Here is a 20,864-nt window from a genome sequence, read left to right on the forward strand (position 1 = left end):
TTGTTTCCCCGAATGCGACGTGAGATCGATGGTTTTTATGTTCTGTACACGGCAGTGGCTGTAACGATAGCCAAGGGCAAAAAAGGTCGAGCGTGTTGTTATGGCTCCGATTCTTGCTGACAGCGTAGCGGGATCACAGTGGCGGATCGGCCAAAAGGGGATCGATATGGCCAATTTGAGTGACCGCTGAGATACGCAGAATCACAAAATCAAGTGTGGCGAGGGAGCTTGCTCCCGCTGAGGCGCGCAGCGGCCCCCTCTCTTCGCTTGAAAAAGCGGGGGCCCGCTGCGCAGTCCAGCGGGAGCAAGCTCCCTCGCCACAGTAATCGGTTATGAGCGATAGCTCAGTTTTGCCGCCCTGCTCTGCTGCACCTGCCCGCGGGTCGCCAGGCAGTAATACAGCGGAACCGTTACCACCAGGCCCACCAGCCATGACAAATCGGCTCCCTCCACCAGATTGGCGTAAGGCCCGACGTACAGCGAGGTGTTGGCAAACGGCAACTGCACGATGATGCCAATAAAGTAGGCAACGATCGCGTGCAGGTTGAAGCGCCCGTAGATACCGCCATCGGCGCGGAAGATCGAGGTGATGTCGTAGTGGCCGCGCTTGATCAGGTAAAAGTCGATCAAGTTGATCGAGGCCCACGGCACCAGCACCAACAACAACGCAAGAATCAGGCCGATGAACTCGGCAATGAAGTCCTCCGACGCGCCGAGCGCCACCACGCAGCAACCCGCCAGGATCACGCTCGACAACACCACGCGCACTTTGATGCTCGGCGTCCATTGGCTGGCGAAGGTCTGGATCGAGGTGATGATCGACAGCACCGCGCCATACAGATTCAGCGCGTTGTGGCTGATGATATTGAGCAGAAACAGCACCATCAGAATCGGCCCCAGCCAGCCAGTGGATTGCTTGACCGCCGCCATCGCTTCGGTGCCTTCCGGAGTTGCCAGCACCGCAACGGCGCCGAAGGTGAACGACAGAATTGTCCCCAGCGTCGCGCCCAGGTAAGTCGCCCAGAACGGCTTGGCAATGCCAATATCGGCCGGCAGGTAGCGCGAATAATCGGACACGTACGGCGAAAAGCTGATCTGCCAGATGATCCCCAGCGACACCGTCGCCAGCCATCCGGACAGATTGAAACTGCCGCGAGTGAAGAAGTCCGCCGGCAAGTCATGGGCGAAGATGTATAGGAAGCCGGCAAGCAGCGCGCCGCCCATCACCCAGGTGCCAATGCGGTTGAGCGTGTGGATGAAGTTGTAGCCGATCACGCCAATCGCCGTGGCCGCCAGGGCGCCGATCAGAATGCTCAGCGGCGCCGGCACCGACGGCGCAATGCCGACGATGGATTTACCCGCCAGCACGATGTTGGAAATGAAGAAACCGATGTAGATGATCGCGGCGAAGAACACGATCAGCAGCGCGCCGTAGCGGCCGAATTGTCCGCGACTCTGGACCATTTGCGGAATGCCCATGCGCGGCCCCTGGGCCGAGGCCAGCGCGATCACCACGCCGCCGATCATGTGCCCCAGCGCAATCGCCAGCAGCCCCCAAAACAGATCGAGATGGAACACCTGAACCACCATGGCGCCGGTGACAATGGGCAGTGGCGCGATGTTAGTGCTGAACCAAAGGGTAAACAGGTCGCGGGCCTTCCCGTGGCGTTCCGCGAGTGGGACGTAGTCGACCGTATGATTCTCGATCAACGGATCTTGCCGGGACATCTGGGACATATGCATGAACTCGAGTTGGTCTGTTTTTATCGTTGTATGAAGCCAAACCGGGGGGACTCTCTGGTCGCCCCTCAGATGCAGACCATATTATGGTATTCCAAACTTTTCACAAGGCTGATCCGTTGTTTGCAGCGCTATCTGATACGCCATCCTCGCTGATAGTGCGGCTGCTGGACCAGCCGTAAGCCCCGTAAATGCTGAGTTTCCGACGAACGCAGCACGTTTATCGGTTCAGCTTAAAAGCCCTTGCAAAGATTGAATACTGGTATACCATCAGACCAACAATCACATAAAAACAGCGTCACAACACCCGAGGACCGTCCAATGATCGATGCCACCCTCTACAAACAAGTCATGGGCTCGTTCCCGTCTGGCGTTACCGTCATTACCACCCTGGATGACGACGGCCAGATCGTCGGCCTGACCGCCAGCGCGTTCAGTTCGCTGTCGATGGATCCGGCCTTGGTGCTGTTCTGCCCCAACTACAGCTCTGATTCCTACCCCGTTCTGATCAAGAACAAACGCTTTGCGATTCATCTGTTGTCCAGCGGCCAGCAAAGCGAAGCCTATGCCTTCGCCCGAAAAGGCAAGGACAAGGCGCAGGGCATCGAATGGACCTTGAGCGAACGGGGCAACCCGATCCTCGCCAACGCGACGGCTATCATCGAATGTGAACTGTGGCGCGAATACGAAGGCGGCGACCACGCCATCATGGTCGGCGCCGTAAAGAACCTGATCGTCCCCGAGCAAGTCGCCGGACCGCTGGTGTACTGCCACGGCAAGATGGGCGCCCTGCCCGTTCCGGCCTGATCGTCAGATCCGCACAAATCAACTGTAGGAGTGAGCCTGCTCGCGATAGCGATTTATCCGATGTCGATGTGTTTTCTGACACACCGCCATCGCGAGCAGGCTCGCTCCTACAAGTTTTGTAGCCACAACAACAAAAGATCCGAGGAAGCGTCATGAAATTTTCCCTGTTCATTCACATGGAACGCTGGGACGAAAGCGTCAGCCACCGCCAACTGTTCGAAGACCTCACCGAACTGACCCTGATGGCCGAGGCTGGCGGTTTCAGCACCGTGTGGATCGGCGAACACCACGCCATGGAATACACCATTTCCCCAAGCCCGATGCCACTGCTGGCCTATCTCGCGGCGAAAACCACCACCATTCACCTCGGCGCCGGCACCATCATCGCGCCGTTCTGGCACCCGCTGCGCGTCGCCGGTGAATGCGCCCTGCTCGACGTGATCAGCAACGGCCGCATGGAAGTCGGCCTCGCCCGTGGCGCCTACCAAGTGGAATTCGACCGCATGGCCGGCGGCATGCCCGCCTCCAGCGGCGGCCAGGCCCTGCGCGAAATGGTCCCGGTGGTCCGCGCCCTGTGGCAAGGCGACTACGCCCACGACGGCGACATCTGGAAATTCCCCACCTCCACCAGCGTGCCAAAACCGATCCAGAAGCCCAACCCACCGATGTGGATCGCCGCCCGCGACCCCGACTCGCACAACTTCGCCGTGGCCAACGGCTGCAACGTGATGGTCACGCCATTGATGAAAGGCGACGAAGAAGTCGTCGACCTGAAGAACAAATTCCAGACCGCGCTGGATAACAACCCGGATGTACCGCGCCCGCAATTGATGGTGCTGCGTCATACGCATGTGCACACCGCCGACGATCCGGATGGCTGGAAGGTCGGCGCCAAAGCCATTTCGCGTTTCTATCGCACGTTCGACGCGTGGTTTGGTAACAAGCAAACGCCGGTCAATGGCTTTCTTGCGCCGAGTCCTGAAGAGAAATTTGCCGGGCGTCCTGAGTTTGAGCTGGAGAGCCTGCACAAGACCGCGATGATTGGTACGCCGGAAGAGATCATTCCGCGGATCAAGTACTACCAGGAACTGGGCGTGGATGAGTTCAGTTTCTGGTGTGATAACAGCTTGCCGCATGAGGAGAAGAAGAAGTCGCTGGAGCTGTTTATCCAGCAGGTGGTGCCGGCGTTTCGATAATAATCCGACGATCCTTGACCGCTGAAAAAGGGTGATTTCCGTTGGGAAATCGCCCTTTTTTCGTTGTGCCGATAGCGGCCGGTACGACAACAGGCGAATCGAGCGACAATTTTCTTCCGTTGAGCCAGCACTTGCGTACAAGTGCCCTGCGCGGTTTGCGCGGATAGTGGCCGTTGCCCATTCGGCATTCATGCATCCCACCAGCGATCACAAGGAGTTTTCATGAGCACCTTCAAAACCCAAGACGGCACCGAGATCTATTACAAGGACTGGGGCAGTGGCAAACCCGTGCTGTTCAGCCATGGCTGGCCGCTGGATGCCGACATGTGGGAATACCAGATGGAATATCTGAGCAGCCGCGGCTACCGCACCATCGCGTTCGACCGCCGTGGTTTCGGCCGCTCGGATCAGCCATGGACCGGTTACGATTACGACACCTTTGCCGACGACATCGCCGGGCTGATCAACCACCTGGACCTGCGCGACGTGACCCTGGTCGGCTTTTCCATGGGTGGCGGTGACGTCAGCCGCTACATCGCCCGCCATGGTAGCGAGCGTGTTGCCGGTCTGGTATTGCTGGGCGCGGTGACGCCGGTATTCGGCAAGCAAGCCGATTTTGCCGAAGGCGTCGACAAGTCGGTGTTCGACGGGATCAAGGCCGGTCTGCTGAAAGATCGCGCGCAGTTTATCGCTGACTTCAATACGCCGTTCTTCGGTATCAATCAGGGCCAGAAAGTCTCTGACGGCGTACTCACGCAAACCCTCAACATTGCGCTGCTGGCCTCGCTCAAGGGCACCGTCGATTGCGTCACTGCGTTCTCGGAAACCGACTTCCGTCCCGACATGGCCGTGATTGATGTACCGACGCTGGTGATTCACGGCGACGGCGACCAGATCGTGCCGTTCGAAACCACTGGCAAGCAGGCGGCCGCGCAAATCAAGGGCGCCGAGTTGAAGGTTTACGCGGGCGCGCCGCACGGGTTTGCCGTGACCCACGCGCAGGCGCTGAACGAAGATCTCTTGGCGTTTCTTAATCGATAAATTGCGCACCAGCCGTCTTTAAATGCCGATGCACCAAGGCCCGCGCAATGCGGGCCTTGTGTTTTGCGCTATGGTATTTCTCTGCGTTCGAGACCACCAAGACAGGGAGACCCCATGCTGCGAATACTCGGAAAAGCCTCGTCGATCAACGTGCGCAAAGTGCTGTGGACCTGTGCTGAGCTGGACATTCCATTTACGCGCGAAGACTGGGGTTCCGGCTTCAAATCACCCAACACCCCGGAATTTCTCGCGCTCAATCCCTGCGCCATGGTGCCGGTGATTCAGGACGGCGATTTCACTCTCTGGGAATCCAACACGATCATCCGTTATCTGGCGACGCGTTACGCGGGCGTCCATCTGTACCCACCTGAGCCGATCGCCCGGGCGCGGGTCGATCAGTGGATCGACTGGCAGGCTTCGGAGCTGAACCGATCGTGGTCGTATCCGTTGATGGCGCTGGTGCGCAAATCGCCGGATTACCAGGACCGCGACGCCCTCGCGCAGGGTTGCCGCGACTGGGCGCGGAACATGGAAATTCTCGACCGGCAGTTGGACAAGACCGGTGCTTACGTCAGTGGTGAGCAGTTTTCGCTGGCGGACATCCCCATCGGGCTGTCGGTGAATCGCTGGTTCGAAACGCCGCTCGATCATGCGAATTTTGCTGCGGTGCGCGCCTACTATGATCGCTTGGATCAGCGCGACGGTTATCGTCTGTACGGGCGCAACGGCACGCCATGACTCACTTGCTCCGGAAGGCTTCGTGCCGCGCACGTCGTTCGGCTGCGTAAGCCTCTTGTGGGTGGCTGCTCAAGTCCTCGCGGCGCAACGGTTCGCCGCAGTGCTCGCACAGCGGCCCGAGGCCGGCCGCATGGTTACAGCGTTTGTGCGTGAGGACCACCGCCAGACCTTCCTCAGGCGCCTTGCACCAGGTTTCGCCCCATGCCCGCAAAGCCATGATCACCGGATAGAACGCCTGGCCCTTTGCCGTGAGGTGGTATTCGTAGCGCTTCGGTCGCTCGTTGTACAAACGACGCTCGACCAGTCCATCGGCCTCCAGGGTTTTGAGACGGGTCGCGATCATTTGCGGCGTACCGCCGGTCTGCGCCTGAATCTCGTCATAACGATGGCTACCCATAAACAACTCGCGTAGCACCAGCACTGTCCAGCGATCGCCAACGACCTCCTCGGCCCGGGAAATCGGACATAAGGTCTTCGCAGAACTATCGTTTACAGCCATCAACACTTGCCTCTTCTGTAGTTGCTATGATTATCATATTAACAAGTTTGCAGGACAAGCCCTGCACAACGATTCCATTTCCTGACCGGAGTTAACGTGATGTCGAAGCCCCTTTATCCGCTGGACAGAACCGCCTATCTGCTCGTCGACCCGTACAACGATTTCCTTTCCGAGGGCGGCAAGGTTTTCCCGATGATCCAACCGATGGCTGAGCAGAACGGCTTGCTCGACAACCTGCGCAAACTCGATCGCGCCGTGCGCAGCCTGAAAATTCCGGTAGTGATCGTACCCCATCACCGTTGGGAAAAAGGCGACTACGAAGGCTGGGATCATCCCACGCCCACTCAGTGCAAGATCATGCACATGCACCATTTCGCCCGGGGTGAATGGGGCGGCGACTGGCATCCGGACTTTGCCCCGCAAGAGGGCGACATCGTGGTGCAGGAGCACTGGGGTTCCAGCGGGTTCGCCAACACTGATCTGGATTTTCGTTTGAAGCAGCAAGGCATCACCCATGTGATCATCGTCGGTCTGCTCGCCAATACCTGCATCGAAGCCACCGCCCGCTACGCCTCGGAACTGGGCTACCACGTCACCCTGGTACGCGATGCGACGGCCGCCTTCAAGGCGGAAATGATGCACGCGGCCCATGAACTCAACGGACCGACCTTTGCGCATGCCATTGTCAGCACACAGGAGTTGATCGACAGCCTCAACCGGCAACCTGTCGCGTAGATCCGTTTGCGGCAGACTCGGCTTCCGCACGCACCACGCCGCGCTCCTCGAGCAACCGTACAAACATGCTCAAACTGCGCGACACCGTGCCCCGCCGCCACACCAGCCAGGTGGTCAAATAGCGGAAATCCGCGGCCAGCGGCCAGACGCTGACGGTCGCGCTGCCGGGCATGCTTTGCAGCATTTTGCGCGGCATCAGTGCCAGACCGGCACCGGCGCTGACGCAAGCGAGCATGCCGTGGTACGACTCCATTTCGAAGATCTTGCCCGGGACGGCGGCGTCAGTGCTGAACCATTTTTCGAAATGGTGACGGTAGGAACAGTTGGAACGAAAGGCATAGATATTCTCGCCGTTCACATCCGCCGCACGCTCGACCGACGCGTGATTGAGCGGTGCGATGATGACCATTTCCTCTTCGAACGCCGGCACGCCTTCCAGCGCCGGATGCAGCACCGGGCCGTCGACAAACGCCGCGGCCAGACGCCCGGAGAGCACACCGTCGATCATCGTCCCCGAAGGCCCGGTGGACAGGTCCAGGTCGACCTTGGGATGCTGCTGGTTGTACGCAGCCAGCAATTCGGGAATGCGCACCGCCGCGGTACTTTCCAGCGACCCCAAGGGAAATGCACCTTGCGGCTCCTCACCCGCGACGGTGGCGCGGGCTTCCTGCACCAGATCGAGAATACGTCGCGCGTACTCAAGAAAACTCCACCCCGCCGGCGACAGACGCAAACGGCTTTTCTCGCGAATGAACAGATCGACGCCGAGGTCCTGTTCGAGCTGCTTGATCCGCGTGGTCAGGTTCGACGGCACGCGGTGAATCTGCGCGGCGGCGGCGCTGATGCTGCCGTGTTCGGCCACGGCTTTGAACATTTCCAGTTGCACGAGATCCACAGCCATTCTCCAATCGTGAAAGAAACGCTCTGTATTATTCAGTTTCCATAAAACAAACGCCACCCTACTCTAGGCCCATCCATCGAACAGCAGGACGACGCCATGAGCCAGATTTCCAGCCAGACCCACGCTATTTCGATCAACCCCGCCACCGGCGAGCAGATCGGCCACTACGCTTTTGAATCCGCCGCCGACCTCGACGCGGCGCTGACTCGCGCGGCCTTCGGTTTCGGCAAATGGAAACGCCAGCCGCTGCAGGATCGCTCCCGCTTGTTGACCGCGCTGGCGGGTGCCCTGCGCGACGGCGCTGAAGCCATGGCAACGATGATCACTCAGGAAATGGGCAAGCCGATTGCTCAGGCCCGTGGCGAAGTCGAAAAATGCGCCCGGCTCTGCGAGTGGTACGCCGAACACGGTCCGGCCATGCTTGATGCCGAAACCACTCAGGTCGAAGGCGGCAAGGCGCGCATCGAATACCGTCCGCTCGGGCCGATCCTCGCCGTGATGCCGTGGAACTTCCCGATCTGGCAAGTGCTGCGCGGCGCCGTCCCGACCCTGATCGCCGGCAACACCTACGTGCTCAAGCATGCGCCTAACGTCATGGGCAGCGCCTATCTGCTGCGCGATGCCTTCACCCGTGCCGGTTTCGCCGATGGTGTGTTTGAAGTGATCAACGTCACCCCCGAAGGCGTATCCACAGCCATCGCCGACCCGCGCATCGCCGCCGTGACACTGACTGGCAGTGTCCGTGCCGGCATGGCTATCGGTGCGCAGGCCGGTGCAGCCTTGAAGAAGTGCGTGCTGGAACTGGGCGGCTCCGATCCGTTCATTGTGCTCAACGACGCCGATCTGGATGAGGCCGTGCAAGCGGCAGTGATCGGCCGCTATCAGAATTCCGGCCAGGTCTGCGCGGCCGCCAAACGTCTGATCATCGAACAGGGCGTGGTCGAGGAATTCACCCGCAAATTCGTTGAAGCGACACGTCAACTGAAGATGGGCGATCCACTGAACGCCGACACTTATATCGGGCCGATGGCACGATTCGATCTGCGTGACGAACTCGATCAGCAAGTGCGCGACACCCTTGAAGAAGGCGCGACGCTGCTGCTAGGTGGCGGCAAGGTTGAAGGAGCGGGTAACTACTACGAGCCGACCGTGCTGGCCAACGTCACCGACCGCATGACCTCGTTCAAACAGGAACTGTTCGGGCCGGTCGCCTCGATCATCACCGCCCGCGATTGCGCGCATGCCGTGGCGCTGGCGAACGACAGCGAATTCGGCCTGACCGCCACGATCTACACCGCCAACGTGCCATTGGCCCAGCAACTCACCAGCGAACTGGAAACCGGCGGCGTGTTCATCAACGGCTACTCCGCCAGCGATCCACGGGTGACCTTCGGCGGTGTGAAGAAAAGCGGTTTCGGCCGCGAACTGTCGCACTTCGGCGTGCGTGAATTCTGCAATGCGCAAACCGTGTGGCTGGATCGCAAATAATCCAGGCAGTGTGAAACCTGTGGAAGCGCGCCTGCTCGCGAAAGCGGTGTGTCAGCTACAGACAAATCAACTGACCCGACGCCTTCATGAGCAAGCTCACTCCCACAGGGAATGCCGGCGCGTGCGATTCGGCGGCACAACACCTGTCCATTGTGGGAGCGAGCCTGCTCGCGAAAGCGGTGTGTCAGCTACAGACAAATCAGTTGACCCGACGCCTTCGTGAGCAAGCTCACTCCCACAGGGGATGCCGGCGCATTCGATTCGGGGGCACAACACCTGTCCACTGTGGGAGCGAGCCTGCTCGCGAAAGCGGTGTGTCAGCTACAGACAAATCAGTTGACCCGACGCCTTCGTGAGCAGGCTCACTCCCACAAGTCCCCGCAATTTACAGATATTTCAGCCAGCTGATGTCCCGGCGCCGCGATTTCAGTGCCGAGAACCAGCGCACCGCCGGGAACAGCACTACGGCCAGAACTACTGCCGCCAGCCACACCGCCGCCACCGTCGAAAAGCCGAAATAGCTGCCCTGATTCAGCCCGAACAACGCCACGGCAATCAGGTACAAGACTTTCAGCACATACAGATGCAACAGGTAAAAGAACATCGGCGCCGAACCAAAAACGGTCAGCCAACGGATCCAGCGGCGATCCTGAACACGCTCGAAAGCCAGTAGCAGCAACAGCCCGAGGCTGACGGTCAGCGCTAGAAACAGCAGCGACGGCGGGTATTTGGTGATGTTGAAAAAACTCATCAGGGTCTGTACCAGCGAATCGCTGACGGTCCAGGGTTTTTCGCCGTAGCCATTGAGCAAGCGCAGCCCCACAAACCCCAGCAGTCCACCCACGCCGGCAACCAGCAAACGTTGCTGGCGCACAGCCGCGTCCATTCCCCGGGCAAACCACGGCCCCAGCGCATAGCCCAGACCGATCACGCCAATCCACGGCAACAGCGGATAGGAGGTGCGCAGCCGAAGGGTTTCGCTGATCTCGATCCAGCCACGGTCATGCAGAATTGCCCAAGGCACGTGCATGGCTGATTCGACCGGGAAATGCACTGCGTCGAGCAGGTTGTGCCCGGCGATGATCGCCACGCTCAAAGCGAGCAGTACGGCGCGCGGCAACCAGACCAGCAGCGCCAAAGCGATCATGCTCAGGCCGATGGCCCAAATCACTTGCAGGTAGATCACGCTCGGTGGCAACTGAAACGTCCAGGCGAAATTGACCAGAGTGAATTCCAACACCACCAGGAACAATCCGCGCTTGAACAGAAACGCGCTGACATCGGTTCTGCCGGCGTATTTTTCTCCATACAACCACGCAGACAACCCGGTCAGAAGTACAAACACCGGCGCACACAAATGCGCGAGCGTGCGGCTGAAAAACAACGCTGGCTCGGTGCTGGCGATGTCCATCGGATCGCTGACCTGACGGTGCAGCAAAAAGGTTTCGCGGACGTGATCAAGCAGCATGAACAGGATGACCAAGCCTCTGAGGGCATCGATGGATAACAGCCGGCCAGTCGTCAACGGGGCAGAACGGGGGAGCGCAATCGTCATGGGCATTTCGCAATCGAAGGGAAAAGCCAGGCTTCCAAACAAAGGCCCGGCAAAAAATTTGCGTTACCTTATAACAATACAAGCGCTGAATCGAGAGTAATTCTCAGAAAAATGCTCGACCCGGCGGCGTTTCCGAGTTGCCCAATAGCGTCAGGCTTCTATAGTGATCAAGTCCCCCTGCCCTTGTGGCCAGCAGTCGAGCGTTGTCCATGGTCAACACCGAACACCTGATCATCTGCGAGCACTGTGACTGCGTGTACGAAAAAGTCGCACTCGCCAAACATCAGAAAACCCTGTGCGTGCGCTGCAACGGCGTGCTTCAGCGCTACAACGGACTGACCATCGAACAGCGCCTGGCGCTGACGTTCACGGCGACAATGCTGTGGCTGTTCGCCAATTTCTATCCGGTGATGAGCATCAGCCTCAAAGGCCTGAAAAACAGTGCGACGCTGTGGGACTCGGTGCTGGCCTTGAGTCAGGGGCCGATCACGTTTATCGCGCTGGTCGCAGCAATCTCGATCATCATTGCCCCGGCGTTTCAACTGGTGCTGCTGACCTGGGTGCTGAGCTTCGCCCTCGGCGGACGCCGCGCGCCGGGGTTCAAGTTGTGCATGCGCTGGCTGGAAACCCTGCGGCCGTGGAGCATGCTTGAAGTGTGTCTGCTGGGCGCCATGGTGGCGGTGTTCAAACTCGCCGGGCTACTCGATGTCTTGCCCGGCATCGGCCTGTTCGCGCTGGCGGTGCTGAGCCTGATGATGATCCGCATTGCCGGCCGCGACATCCGTGAACTCTGGGACATTCTATGAAGCGACCACCCACCGCCAGCGAGCTGAACCTGTGCCTGTGCCACAGCTGCGGCCTGGCCTGCGACATGACGGACGAGCCGCACCAATGCCCGCGCTGCGACGCGCCACTGCATCGACGCAAAACCAATTCGCTGACCCGCACCTGGGCCTACATGTTGGCGGCGCTGGCATTTTACGTGCCGGCCAATCTGCTGCCGGTGATGAACACCACCATGCTCGGCAGCGGCGCCGACAGCACGATCATGAGCGGCGTGCTGGAATTCTGGGAGGCCGGAGCGTGGGACATTGCCCTGATCATCTTCATCGCCAGCATCGCGGTGCCGGGGATCAAGTTTGTCGCCCTCACCTTGCTGCTGTTGACCGTGCAGCGCGACAGCGACTGGGCGCGCAAGGAGCGTTCGAAGCTGTACCGGTTCGTCGAGCTGATCGGCTACTGGTCGATGCTCGACGTGCTGGTCGTCGCGCTGGTCGCGGCCCTGGTGAAGTTTCAGGCCCTGGGGGATATCGAGCCACGACCGGGCATCCTGTTTTTTGGCCTGGTCGTGGTGTTTACCATGCTCGCGGCGATGAGTTTCGACCCGCGCCTGATCTGGGACAGCGACGCCGACGAGCGCCTCAGCGACGCAGCACCTCAAGCACCACCTGCAATGGATGGCGTAGCGCCTGATCCGACTGGCGCTTGACCTGACTGCGGCAGGAATAACCGGTGGCCAAGGCCTCGCCCTGCTCCGCCGGCGCCTGCACCTGACGCGCCCACGATTGCTCGTAAATCAGCGCCGACGTCTCGCGGTTGCGCGCCTCGTGGCCGTAAGTCCCTGACATGCCACAGCAACCGGTGGCCTGGGTGGCGAGGTTCAGGCCAGCGCGCTCAAACACCAGCTCCCATTGCCGGGTCGCGGCACCAACGTTGGTTTTCTCGGTGCAGTGGGCGAGCAGTCGGTACTTTGCAGGTGTGTCCAGACGCGCCTGCTGCGGCATGACTTTGAGCAGCCACTCCTGCACCAGCGCCACTTCCGGGCAATGCTGCATGCCTGGAACCTTGAGGTACTCCTGGCGATAAACCAAAGTCATCGCCGGATCGAGCCCCAACAGCGGCACACCGACCTCGGCCAGTTCGCGCAACTGCCGGGCGTTGCGCAGCGCCGCGCGATTGAACGCCGACAGAAATCCCTGCACGTGCAACGGCTTGCCATTGGCACTGAACGGGGCCAGATAGACCTGATAACCCAGACACGAAATCAGCTCGACCAGATCAGCCAGCAACGGCGCCTCGAAGTAGCGGGTAAAGGCGTCCTGAACGATCACCACGCTGCGCTCACGTTGCGCTGGCGTCAGCGCCGACAAGGCCGCGACCGTTGCCGATTGCACCTGCCAACGGCGCATCGCTGCGTGGAAATCGAAGCGGCTGAGCAGCGGCACATCGACCATGCCCCCCAAGCGCTGCAACAGGCGGCGAACGAACGCAGCGCCCATCAATCCGTTGTACAACGCCGGAATCCGCGCCATGTACGGGATGCTGTATTCCAGCGAAGCGATCAGATAATCCCGCGCCGGACGCAGGTAACGGCTGTGGTACAGCTCCAGAAACCGCGAACGGAACTCCGGCACATTGACCTTCACCGGGCACTGCCCTGCGCACGATTTGCACGCCAGGCAACCGGCCATGGCGTCGTAAACCTCATGGGAAAAGTCCTCGGCCTTAGCGCGGCTGTTGCGCCAACGCTGCCACAGCGTGCTGAAAAAAGCCGGGGTGCGCACGGCATCGGACAACACGTCGACGCCCGCCTCGCCCTGCAAACGCAGCCACTCGCGAATCAGCGAGGCGCGGCCCTTGGGCGACTGCGCGCGCTCGCGGGTAGCCTTCCACGACGGGCACATCGCATCGTCAGGATCGAAGTTGTAGCAGGCACCGTTGCCGTTGCAATGCATCGCCGCGCCGTAGTCCTGCCAGACTTTTTCGTCGATCTGCCGGTCGAGTTCGCCACGCAGCGTGACGCCATCGATTTTCAGCAACGCCGCCTCGCTGTTGGCCGGCGTGGCGATCTTGCCCGGGTTGAACTGATTGAATGGGTCGAACGCCGCTTTCAGCGCTTGCAGCGCCGGATACAGTTCGCCGAAAAACTTTGGGGCATATTCCGAGCGCAACCCCTTGCCATGCTCGCCCCACAACAGGCCGCCGTAACGCTGGGTCAGCGCCGCGACGCCGTCGGAAACGGGACGCACCAGCGCCGCTTGTTGCGGGTCTTTCATGTCAAGAATCGGCCGTACGTGCAAGACGCCCGCGTCAACGTGGCCAAACATGCCGTACTGCAAGCCATGGCTGTCGAGCAGCTCGCGCAGTTCGGCAATGTACTCGGCCAGGTGTTGCGGCGGCACCGCGGTGTCTTCGACAAACGGCTGCGGCCGCGCTTCACCGGCGACATTGCCGAGCAGGCCCACCGCCCGTTTGCGCATGCCGTAGACTTTGCTCACCGCCGCTTGCCCGATAGCGAGCGTGTGCCCCAGGCGCTCAACCGTCTGGTCATTTTTGAGGTGTTCGATGAATGCTTCGACGCGGCGTTGCACATCCTCGGGATCATCGCCGCAAAACTCGACGAGGTTGATGCCCAAGGTTGGTCGTCCGCCGCTGTCTGGAAAATACTCGGCGACGCCGTGCCAGACGATGTCCTGCATCGCCAGCAGCAAAACCTTCGAATCGACGGTTTCAATCGACAGCGGTTTGAGCGCCATCAACGCCCGCGCATCGCGCAAAGCATCCATGAACCCGGCATAGCGGATATTGACCAGCATCGTGTGTTTGGGAATCGGCAACACGTTCAGCCGCGCCTCGACCACAAACCCCAGCGAACCTTCAGCTCCGCAGAGCACGCTGTTGAGGTTGAAGCGGTTGTCGGCCTCGCGCAGGTGCGCCAGGTCATAGCCGGTCAGGCAGCGATTGAGATCGGGAAAACGCTCTTTGATCAACGCGCCTTGCTCATCGATGATCTTGCGTGCGCAACGATAGACCTCACCGACACGATCCTGACGGGCGCAGTGCGCTTGCAGTTCACCTTCCTCCAGCGGCACGCTGTGCAGGCGCTCGCCGCCGCGCAGGACCATGTCCAACGCGAGCACGTGGTCGCGGGTCTTGCCGTAGGTGCAACTGCCCTGGCCGCTGGCATCAGTGTTGATCATGCCACCGACGGTGGCGCGGTTGGAGGTCGACAGTTCCGGGGCGAAAAACAGCCCTGCGGACTTCAGCGCCGCGTTCAACTGATCCTTGACGACGCCGGCCTGTACCCGCACCCAGCGCTCTTGCACGTTGATTTCGAGAATTCGGTTCATGTGCCGCGACAGGTCGACGACGATGCCGTCAGTCAGCGACTGGCCGTTAGTGCCAGTGCCGCCGCCACGCGGGGTGATCACCACCTGCTCAAAGGCCGGCTCGGCAATCAGCCGCGCCACCCGCGCGACGTCGTCTGCATCCATCGGAAACACCGCCGCTTGCGGCAGGCGCTGGTAGATCGAGTTGTCAGTGGCCAGTACCACGCGGCTGGCGTAATCGGCGCTGATTTCACCGCGGAATCCGCTGGTTTTCAGGGCTTTGAGAAATTGCTGGTAATCCGTGGTCAGGGCTTTGGCGGGCGACAGCTGGGCAATCATCGGTCAGGCATCTCGGTCAAAATCGGGCCGTGTGGCAGTGAACAGTTGTACGCAACGAATGATTGCGTCAGGCTCCGCCATCTCATGCCGTCCATGTTCATTGCCTGGCGCTGTGGGGACAACCGTAAATTCCACCCGCTAATCATGATAATTACGAATGAATCCGCGCACCCTCACGCCGTCCATGTCGCTGCTGCTGGCTTTCGAAGCCGCCGCCCGCCACGAAAGCTACACCCGCGCCGCCCATGAGCTTTCGCTGACGCAAAGCGCGGTCAGCCGTCAGGTGCAGATTCTGGAAAAAATGCTTGGCATGCGCCTGTTCAACCGCGAGGGCCGCAAGGTCGTGCTGACCGATGTCGGCCGCATGTACCAACGCGAACTCGCCGAGGCACTGGGACAGATTCGAAGTGCAACCTTGCAGGCCATGGCATTTGGCTCAGGCATTCATAGCCTGCGCCTGGCGACGTTACCGACCTTCGGTTCGAAATGGTTGCTGCCGCGCCTGAAGGATTTCTACACGGCGCACCCGGGCATGACCGTGCATTTGCATTCACGCATCGAGAGCATCGATTTCGACACCAGCGAAATCGATGCTGCGATCTGCGTCGGTGGCGGCGAGTGGCCGGGGCTGAGCGCCCTGCCCCTGCACACCGAGGAACTGGTGGCGATCGCCAGCGCGCAGTTATCGGCTGCCGAGCGCGATGACGCCGAGCAGCATATCGCTGGACAGTTGCTGCTCAACGTCAGCAGTAACACGCAGGCCTGGGCCGAGTGGTTCAGCCAGCACGCACTGCCCCATCGCAGCATGCGCATCGGCCCCAGTTTCGAGATGACGGCCCATTTGATTCAAGCCGTACGGGCCAATATCGGCGTAGGCCTGGTGCCGCGGATTCTGGTCGAGGAGGAGTTGCTCAAGGGCGAGTTGCTGCAACTGGGCGAGGCGATTACCAGCCGCCGCCGCTACTATCTGGTGTATCCGCCGCGTAACGAGAATCTGCCGTCGTTGAAAGCGTTTCGGGACTGGTTGATAGAAACGCTTTGACAGGTCGGGCCCCATCGCGAGCAGGCTCACTCCTACAGGGGAACGCATTTCAAAATGTAGGAGTGAGCCTGCTCGCGATGGGGCCCGACCCGGAACCTCAAAACCGCGGCTTGACCGCTTTCCAATCCGCCTTGTAACGCTGCATCTGCCGCACGTCATCACGCTGACGAATCCCGCAGCTCAGGTACTGGTCATGCAGTTTGCCCAATTGATCACGGTCCAGTTCCAGCCCCAGCCCTGGCGCACGGGAGATCTTCACGCAGCCATCGACAATCGGCAATTTGCCGCCCCTGATCACTTCCTCGTCCGGCTCTTGCCACGGGTAATGGGTGTCGCAGGCGTAATCGAGATTCGGCACTGCCGCCGCGACGTGAGCCATCGCCATCAGGCTGATGCCCAAGTGTGAATTGGAATGCATCGACACACCGAGACCAAACACATCGCACATTTTCGCCAGCGTCTGGGTGTCGCGCAGGCCGCCCCAGTAATGGTGGTCGGCGAGGACGATCTGCACGCTGTCCTGCGCGATGCTGCGGCGTAGTTCATCGAAATCGGTGACCACCATATTGGTCGCCAGCGGCAACCCGGTGCGCTTGTGCAGTTCGGCCATGCCGCCGAGGCCCGGAGTCGGGTCTTCGTAATACTGCAAGTCATCGCCGAGCAGTTCGGCCATGCGAATCGCTGTCTCCAGCGACCAGTTGCCGTTCGGATCGATGCGCAGCGGATATCCGGGAAAGGCTTTTTTCAGCGCCTTGACGCAAGCCACCTCATGCTCTGGCGGCAGGGTACCGGCCTTGAGCTTGATGCTCTTGAAACCGTACGCCTCGATCATCCGCGCCGCTTGCGCGACGATTTGCTGCTCGCTCAGCGCCTCGCCCCAGTTATCTGGCTTGTAGGGTGAATCGATATGTTCGGCATATTTGAAAAACAGGTAGGCGCTGAACGGCACTTCATCGCGTATCGCACCGCCGAGCAGATCCACCAGCGGCACATTCAGGTAATGCGCCTGCAAATCGAGGAAAGCCACCTCGAACGCCGAATAAGCATTGCTCACCGCCTTGCTGGCATGGGAGCCGGGGGCCAGTTCGGCGCCAGCGATACTGGCGGGTTTATTTGCCGCAACTGTTGCCTGGACGATCGCGCGCAACTGGTTGAGGTCGAACGGATCAAGTCCGATCAATTGCGCCTGTAACTGCTGCTGGATCGCCAGCGCCGGGGCATCACCGTAGCTTTCGCCAAGGCCGATGTAGCCGTTGTCACTCTCGATCTCGATGATCGAGCGCAGGGCGAAGGGTTCGTGGATGCCGCTGGCATTGAGCAGCGGTGGATCACGAAAGGCGATTGGAGTGACGCTGACACGGGTGATTTTCAAGATAACGCTCCTGACAGATCAACAATCAATTCAATGGTTCGCCGCCGGACGGGCCGTCGCGACGACGGCGGCCACGTCAGCGGACTTTGCCCCGGTGTTGCCTTTGGCCCCCGGCGCGGTGCGGGCGAAGAAGATCACCACGGCAGCGATCAGCGATGTCGCCGCCAAGCCATACAAGCCGCCCTCAATGGAGCCAGTGGTCTGCTCAAGAATGCCGAACGCGGTCGGCGCAACGAAGCCGCCGAGGTTGCCGATGGAATTGATCAGCGCGATCACCGCCGCCGCGATTCGCGCATCCAGATAGCTCTGCGGAATCGGCCAGAACAGCGCGGATGCCGCTTTGAAACCGATCGCCGCGAAGCAGATGGCGACAAAGGCAAACACCGGCCCGCCGGTGGTCGACATGAACATGCCGATGGCCGCGATCACCAGGGTCAGCGCGACCCAGGCCTGCTGGAATTTCCACTTGCCGGCCATCGCCGCAAAACCGTACATGGCGACAATCGAAATGATCCACGGGATGGAGTTGAGCAGACCGACTTCAAAGTCGCCGAGATTGCCCATCTTCTTGATCATGCTCGGCAACCAAAAGGTCGCGCCGTAAATGGTCAGGGCGATGGAAAAATAGATAAAGCAGAACAGCGCAATCTGCCGGTCGGCCAACAGTTTGAACATCGATGGCTTGGCGGCCTGCACCGCTTCGCGGGCGCGCTGTTCCTCGGCAATCGCGGCCACCAGCGCCTCACGCTCCTCCTCGCTCAACCACTTGGCTTGCCGCGGATGCGACTGCAACCAGAACCAGACAAACGCGCACAGCACCACCGACGCCGCGCCCTCGATGAGGAACATCCACTGCCAGCCGTGCAGGCCCAGACCGCTGATGTGCAACAGCGCGCCGGACACCGGCCCGGAGATCACCGAAGCAATCGCCGAACCACTGAGAAACACCGCCATGGTTTTGCCGCGCTCGGAGGCCGGCAACCACTGGGTGAAGTAATAAATGATCCCCGGAAAGAACCCGGCCTCGGCGGCACCGAGAATAAAGCGCAGCACATAGAAACTGGTTTCACCCTGAACAAACGCCATCGCCATTGCAGCAGCGCCCCAGGTGAACATGATCCGCGTCAGCCAGACCCGCGCACCGTAGCGCTGCAGAAGCAGGTTGGACGGCACTTCGAACAGCGCGTAGCCAATGAAAAACAAGCCGGCACCCAGACCGTACGCCGCCGCACCGATACCAAGATCGGTCTCTAGGTGACTGCGCACGAAACCAATGTTGACCCGATCGATGTAGTTGACGATGAACATCACCACAAACAGCGGCAATACGTGGCGCTTGACCTTGGCGGCAGCGCGGGCCAGCACCGTGACGTCCGAGGGACTCTGGAGGGTTTTCAAGGGGCGACTCCCGATCTTGTTTTTTTAGGGATGACTTGAGGCGATGGATCGATCATGGACGCCGGGCATTGATCCCGTCTAATCTAAACTCGCACTCGATTGATACCTGGATTAGATCAATGTTTGAATTGACCCAACTGCGCTGCTTCACCACGGTGGCCACCGAACTGAACTTCCGCCGCGCCGCCGAGCGCCTGAACATGACCCAGCCACCGCTGAGCCGGCAGATACAATTGCTGGAACATCATCTGGGTGTGGAGTTGTTCACCCGCAGTACCCGCAGCGTTGCGCTGACCGCGGCTGGGCGGGCGTTTTTCGTTGAAGCGCAGAATCTGCTCGAGCGCGCCCAGCAGGCAGCGGTCACCGCTCGCCGGTTTGCCGAGGGCGACATCGGCACGGTGAACATCGCTTTTGTCGGGAGTGCGGTGTATGAGTTTTTGCCGAAGGTGATCGCCGAAGCACGCCTGAAACAGCCGCAGGTGAAAATCGATCTATCGGAGATGAACACTTATCAGCAGCACGAGGCGTTGCGTGCGCGCCGCATCGATCTGGGGATCGCCCGCGCGCCGTTACTGGAGCCGGGCTACGCCACCGAGTGCCTGGTGCGTGAACCGTTTGTGTTGGCGGTGCCACGTGAACACGCGCTGGCGAACGCGGTCGACGTTTCGGTCGCCGACCTCGACAAGCAGCCCTTCCTGATGTACTCCCACGCCGCGTATCCGCCGTTCAACGAACTGTTGACCGGCATGCTGCGCTCGGCGCGGGTCGCCCCCGATTACGTGCAATGGCTGGGGTCGTCACTGACGATTCTGGCGCTGGTCAACGCCGGCATGGGCCTGGCACTGGTGCCACGTTGCGCGACCAGTGTGGTGTTCAAGGATGTGGTGTTTCGCGAGGTCGACCTCGGCGAAGGGGTGCAAAGCGAACTGCACCTGATCTGGCGGGAGAACAACGACAACCCGGCGTTTGCGATGCTGCTGGAGGCGATTCGCCGGGCTGTAGCGCAGGGTTGGGGCTGAGAGAGTCAAATCTTCAGCGGCGGTGGAGCACTGGGTGCCTTGGGCTGCGCATTCGCCACTGGCTTGCCATCCTTCGTGTAACGACGCGCCACCCAGTCTGGCATTGGTTGCGGTGCTCTGGCTGTCATAACGGAACCTCCAATTTCGGGCCGAACTCGACCCACTTGACCTTGCGGGAATCTATCAGCAAATACTCAGCGCCAAAAGGCACTTCTGCCCCCTCGGCATCTAGCCAACAAGGATTTTGCATTACGAACTGACCATTGTCGGCCTCTGGCGGCCACTCCACGGGCCAGCCAAAAACACGCCTTTCATCGTTTAGATGCAGGGTGACCAGACGATGGTGTTGAGCAAAAATGCTGAACCACTCACTCGGGTAAGAAGATTGTTTCGTGACGTTTCGCCGGCGCAGCCAGCCATGCATTTTGTCATTGGTCGCCAGATAACAGGCAAGCAATCCCAGCATCAATGAGAACACAAACGCCCACAGCGTTTGCGCTCGACCATCCCAAACGCCTACAGAAAATCCCTTCGAGCCAATCCACAGGCACAAGGTGCCAATCGCCAACACGGCGCCCTGAATCACAAAGGTAAAAATCAACGCCTGCACAATCTGTCCGAACGTATCCGGTCGCTTGAACGCCGTGAGGGAATAAAAGATCCAGGTCGATAAAAACCCGGGGACGAGGTACTGCAACAACGGAATAATATCTTTGACCAGATCATCCATGATCCGAGGCTCCTTGAACGAAGTGCCGGGCAATTATCGACCGGCAATCAAAAGCCTAGTGCACTCAGGGAAAACCCTTGGCGGGTAACTGTCACCGCTCATTGCGAGCGTTTAACAGGGTCTATGGGTGTGCTAATCCTTTCAGAGTCAACCCC

Annotated in this window: 18 protein-coding genes; 10 read left to right on the plus strand and 8 right to left on the minus strand. The window is 60.1% G+C overall.

Features of this window, described 5'->3' with window-relative positions:
• Positions 1 to 330: 330 nt before the first annotated feature.
• Entirely contained in the window at positions 331 to 1,737 is a 1,407-nt protein-coding gene (locus tag HU739_RS05930) for a purine-cytosine permease family protein (protein ID WP_186547715.1), read from the minus strand.
• 324 nt (positions 1,738 to 2,061) lie between these two features.
• Between HU739_RS05930 and HU739_RS05935 the strand changes: the two genes are divergently transcribed.
• From HU739_RS05935 to HU739_RS05950, 4 genes are all read left to right on the plus strand, one after another.
• Positions 2,062 to 2,547, plus strand: coding sequence for a flavin reductase family protein (locus HU739_RS05935; RefSeq protein WP_186547717.1), 486 nt, complete (start codon positions 2,062 to 2,064; stop codon positions 2,545 to 2,547).
• Between the two features lie 152 nt (positions 2,548 to 2,699).
• Positions 2,700 to 3,743 (plus strand): LLM class flavin-dependent oxidoreductase, encoded by a 1,044-nt coding sequence (locus HU739_RS05940; RefSeq protein ID WP_186547719.1) that lies wholly within the window; start codon positions 2,700 to 2,702, stop codon positions 3,741 to 3,743.
• A 222-nt stretch (positions 3,744 to 3,965) separates the two neighbouring features.
• Positions 3,966 to 4,784, plus strand: a complete 819-nt coding sequence (locus HU739_RS05945; protein WP_186547721.1) for an alpha/beta fold hydrolase — start codon at positions 3,966 to 3,968, stop codon at positions 4,782 to 4,784.
• 114 nt (positions 4,785 to 4,898) lie between these two features.
• Entirely contained in the window at positions 4,899 to 5,522 is a 624-nt protein-coding gene (locus HU739_RS05950) for a glutathione S-transferase family protein (protein WP_186547723.1), read from the plus strand.
• Position 5,523: 1 nt separating this feature from the next.
• Here HU739_RS05950 and HU739_RS05955 read toward each other — a convergent pair whose 3' ends face one another.
• Positions 5,524 to 6,021 (minus strand): winged helix-turn-helix transcriptional regulator, encoded by a 498-nt coding sequence (locus HU739_RS05955; RefSeq protein ID WP_186547725.1) that lies wholly within the window; start codon positions 6,019 to 6,021, stop codon positions 5,524 to 5,526.
• A gap of 99 nt (positions 6,022 to 6,120) precedes the next feature.
• Between HU739_RS05955 and HU739_RS05960 the strand changes: the two genes are divergently transcribed.
• Positions 6,121 to 6,756 (plus strand): isochorismatase family cysteine hydrolase, encoded by a 636-nt coding sequence (locus tag HU739_RS05960; protein ID WP_186547727.1) that lies wholly within the window; start codon positions 6,121 to 6,123, stop codon positions 6,754 to 6,756.
• Here HU739_RS05960 and ptrR read toward each other — a convergent pair.
• A complete protein-coding gene (gene ptrR / locus HU739_RS05965; RefSeq protein ID WP_186548076.1) occupies positions 6,734 to 7,651 on the minus strand; it encodes a putrescine utilization regulator PtrR in 918 nt (305 codons plus the stop codon). The genes HU739_RS05960 and ptrR overlap by 23 nt on opposite strands.
• Positions 7,652 to 7,753: 102 nt before the next feature.
• Here ptrR and HU739_RS05970 point away from each other — a divergent pair, with 102 nt between their 5' ends.
• Positions 7,754 to 9,145 carry an aldehyde dehydrogenase family protein gene (locus HU739_RS05970; protein WP_186547729.1) on the plus strand — a complete coding sequence of 464 codons (1,392 nt, stop codon included), beginning with the start codon at positions 7,754 to 7,756 and terminating at the stop codon, positions 9,143 to 9,145.
• Between the two features lie 385 nt (positions 9,146 to 9,530).
• Here the strand turns inward: HU739_RS05970 and HU739_RS05975 are convergent, their stop codons facing one another.
• The gene (locus HU739_RS05975) at positions 9,531 to 10,700 is read right to left on the minus strand and encodes a DUF1624 domain-containing protein (RefSeq protein WP_186547731.1); all 1,170 of its coding nucleotides are present in this window, start codon (positions 10,698 to 10,700) and stop codon (positions 9,531 to 9,533) included.
• Positions 10,701 to 10,909: 209 nt separating this feature from the next.
• On the opposite strand from HU739_RS05975, the gene HU739_RS05980 reads away from it, so the two are divergent.
• Positions 10,910 to 11,506, plus strand: coding sequence for a paraquat-inducible protein A (locus tag HU739_RS05980; protein WP_186547733.1), 597 nt, complete (start codon positions 10,910 to 10,912; stop codon positions 11,504 to 11,506).
• The gene (locus HU739_RS05985; protein ID WP_186547735.1) at positions 11,503 to 12,189 is read left to right on the plus strand and encodes a paraquat-inducible protein A; all 687 of its coding nucleotides are present in this window, start codon (positions 11,503 to 11,505) and stop codon (positions 12,187 to 12,189) included. Before HU739_RS05980 ends, HU739_RS05985 begins: the two co-directional genes overlap by 4 nt.
• Here the strand turns inward: HU739_RS05985 and ydiJ are convergent.
• On the minus strand, positions 12,122 to 15,148 hold the full coding sequence (gene ydiJ, locus HU739_RS05990) for a D-2-hydroxyglutarate dehydrogenase YdiJ (RefSeq protein WP_186547737.1): 3,027 nt from the start codon (positions 15,146 to 15,148) through the stop codon (positions 12,122 to 12,124). The genes HU739_RS05985 and ydiJ overlap by 68 nt on opposite strands.
• A 157-nt stretch (positions 15,149 to 15,305) precedes the next feature.
• Here ydiJ and HU739_RS05995 point away from each other — a divergent pair, with 157 nt between their 5' ends.
• The gene (locus HU739_RS05995; RefSeq protein ID WP_186547740.1) at positions 15,306 to 16,190 is read left to right on the plus strand and encodes a LysR substrate-binding domain-containing protein; all 885 of its coding nucleotides are present in this window, start codon (positions 15,306 to 15,308) and stop codon (positions 16,188 to 16,190) included.
• A 97-nt stretch (positions 16,191 to 16,287) separates the two neighbouring features.
• Here the strand turns inward: HU739_RS05995 and HU739_RS06000 are convergent, their stop codons facing one another.
• Entirely contained in the window at positions 16,288 to 17,562 is a 1,275-nt protein-coding gene (locus HU739_RS06000; RefSeq protein ID WP_186547742.1) for a glucarate dehydratase family protein, read from the minus strand.
• Between the two features lie 30 nt (positions 17,563 to 17,592).
• Positions 17,593 to 18,960: an MFS transporter gene (locus tag HU739_RS06005; protein WP_186547744.1), complete on the minus strand. Its 1,368-nt coding sequence runs from the start codon at positions 18,958 to 18,960 to the stop codon at positions 17,593 to 17,595.
• 119 nt (positions 18,961 to 19,079) lie between these two features.
• Here HU739_RS06005 and HU739_RS06010 point away from each other — a divergent pair, with 119 nt between their 5' ends.
• Entirely contained in the window at positions 19,080 to 19,979 is a 900-nt protein-coding gene (locus HU739_RS06010) for a LysR family transcriptional regulator (RefSeq protein WP_186547746.1), read from the plus strand.
• Positions 19,980 to 20,103: 124 nt separating this feature from the next.
• Here the strand turns inward: HU739_RS06010 and HU739_RS06015 are convergent, their stop codons facing one another.
• Positions 20,104 to 20,709 carry a DUF6338 family protein gene (locus HU739_RS06015; protein ID WP_186547748.1) on the minus strand — a complete coding sequence of 202 codons (606 nt, stop codon included), beginning with the start codon at positions 20,707 to 20,709 and terminating at the stop codon, positions 20,104 to 20,106.
• Positions 20,710 to 20,864: the final 155 nt, after the last annotated feature.

The organism is Pseudomonas hamedanensis (assembly GCF_014268595.2).
In the GTDB taxonomy this organism is placed as follows: Bacteria; Pseudomonadota; Gammaproteobacteria; order Pseudomonadales; family Pseudomonadaceae; genus Aquipseudomonas; species Aquipseudomonas hamedanensis.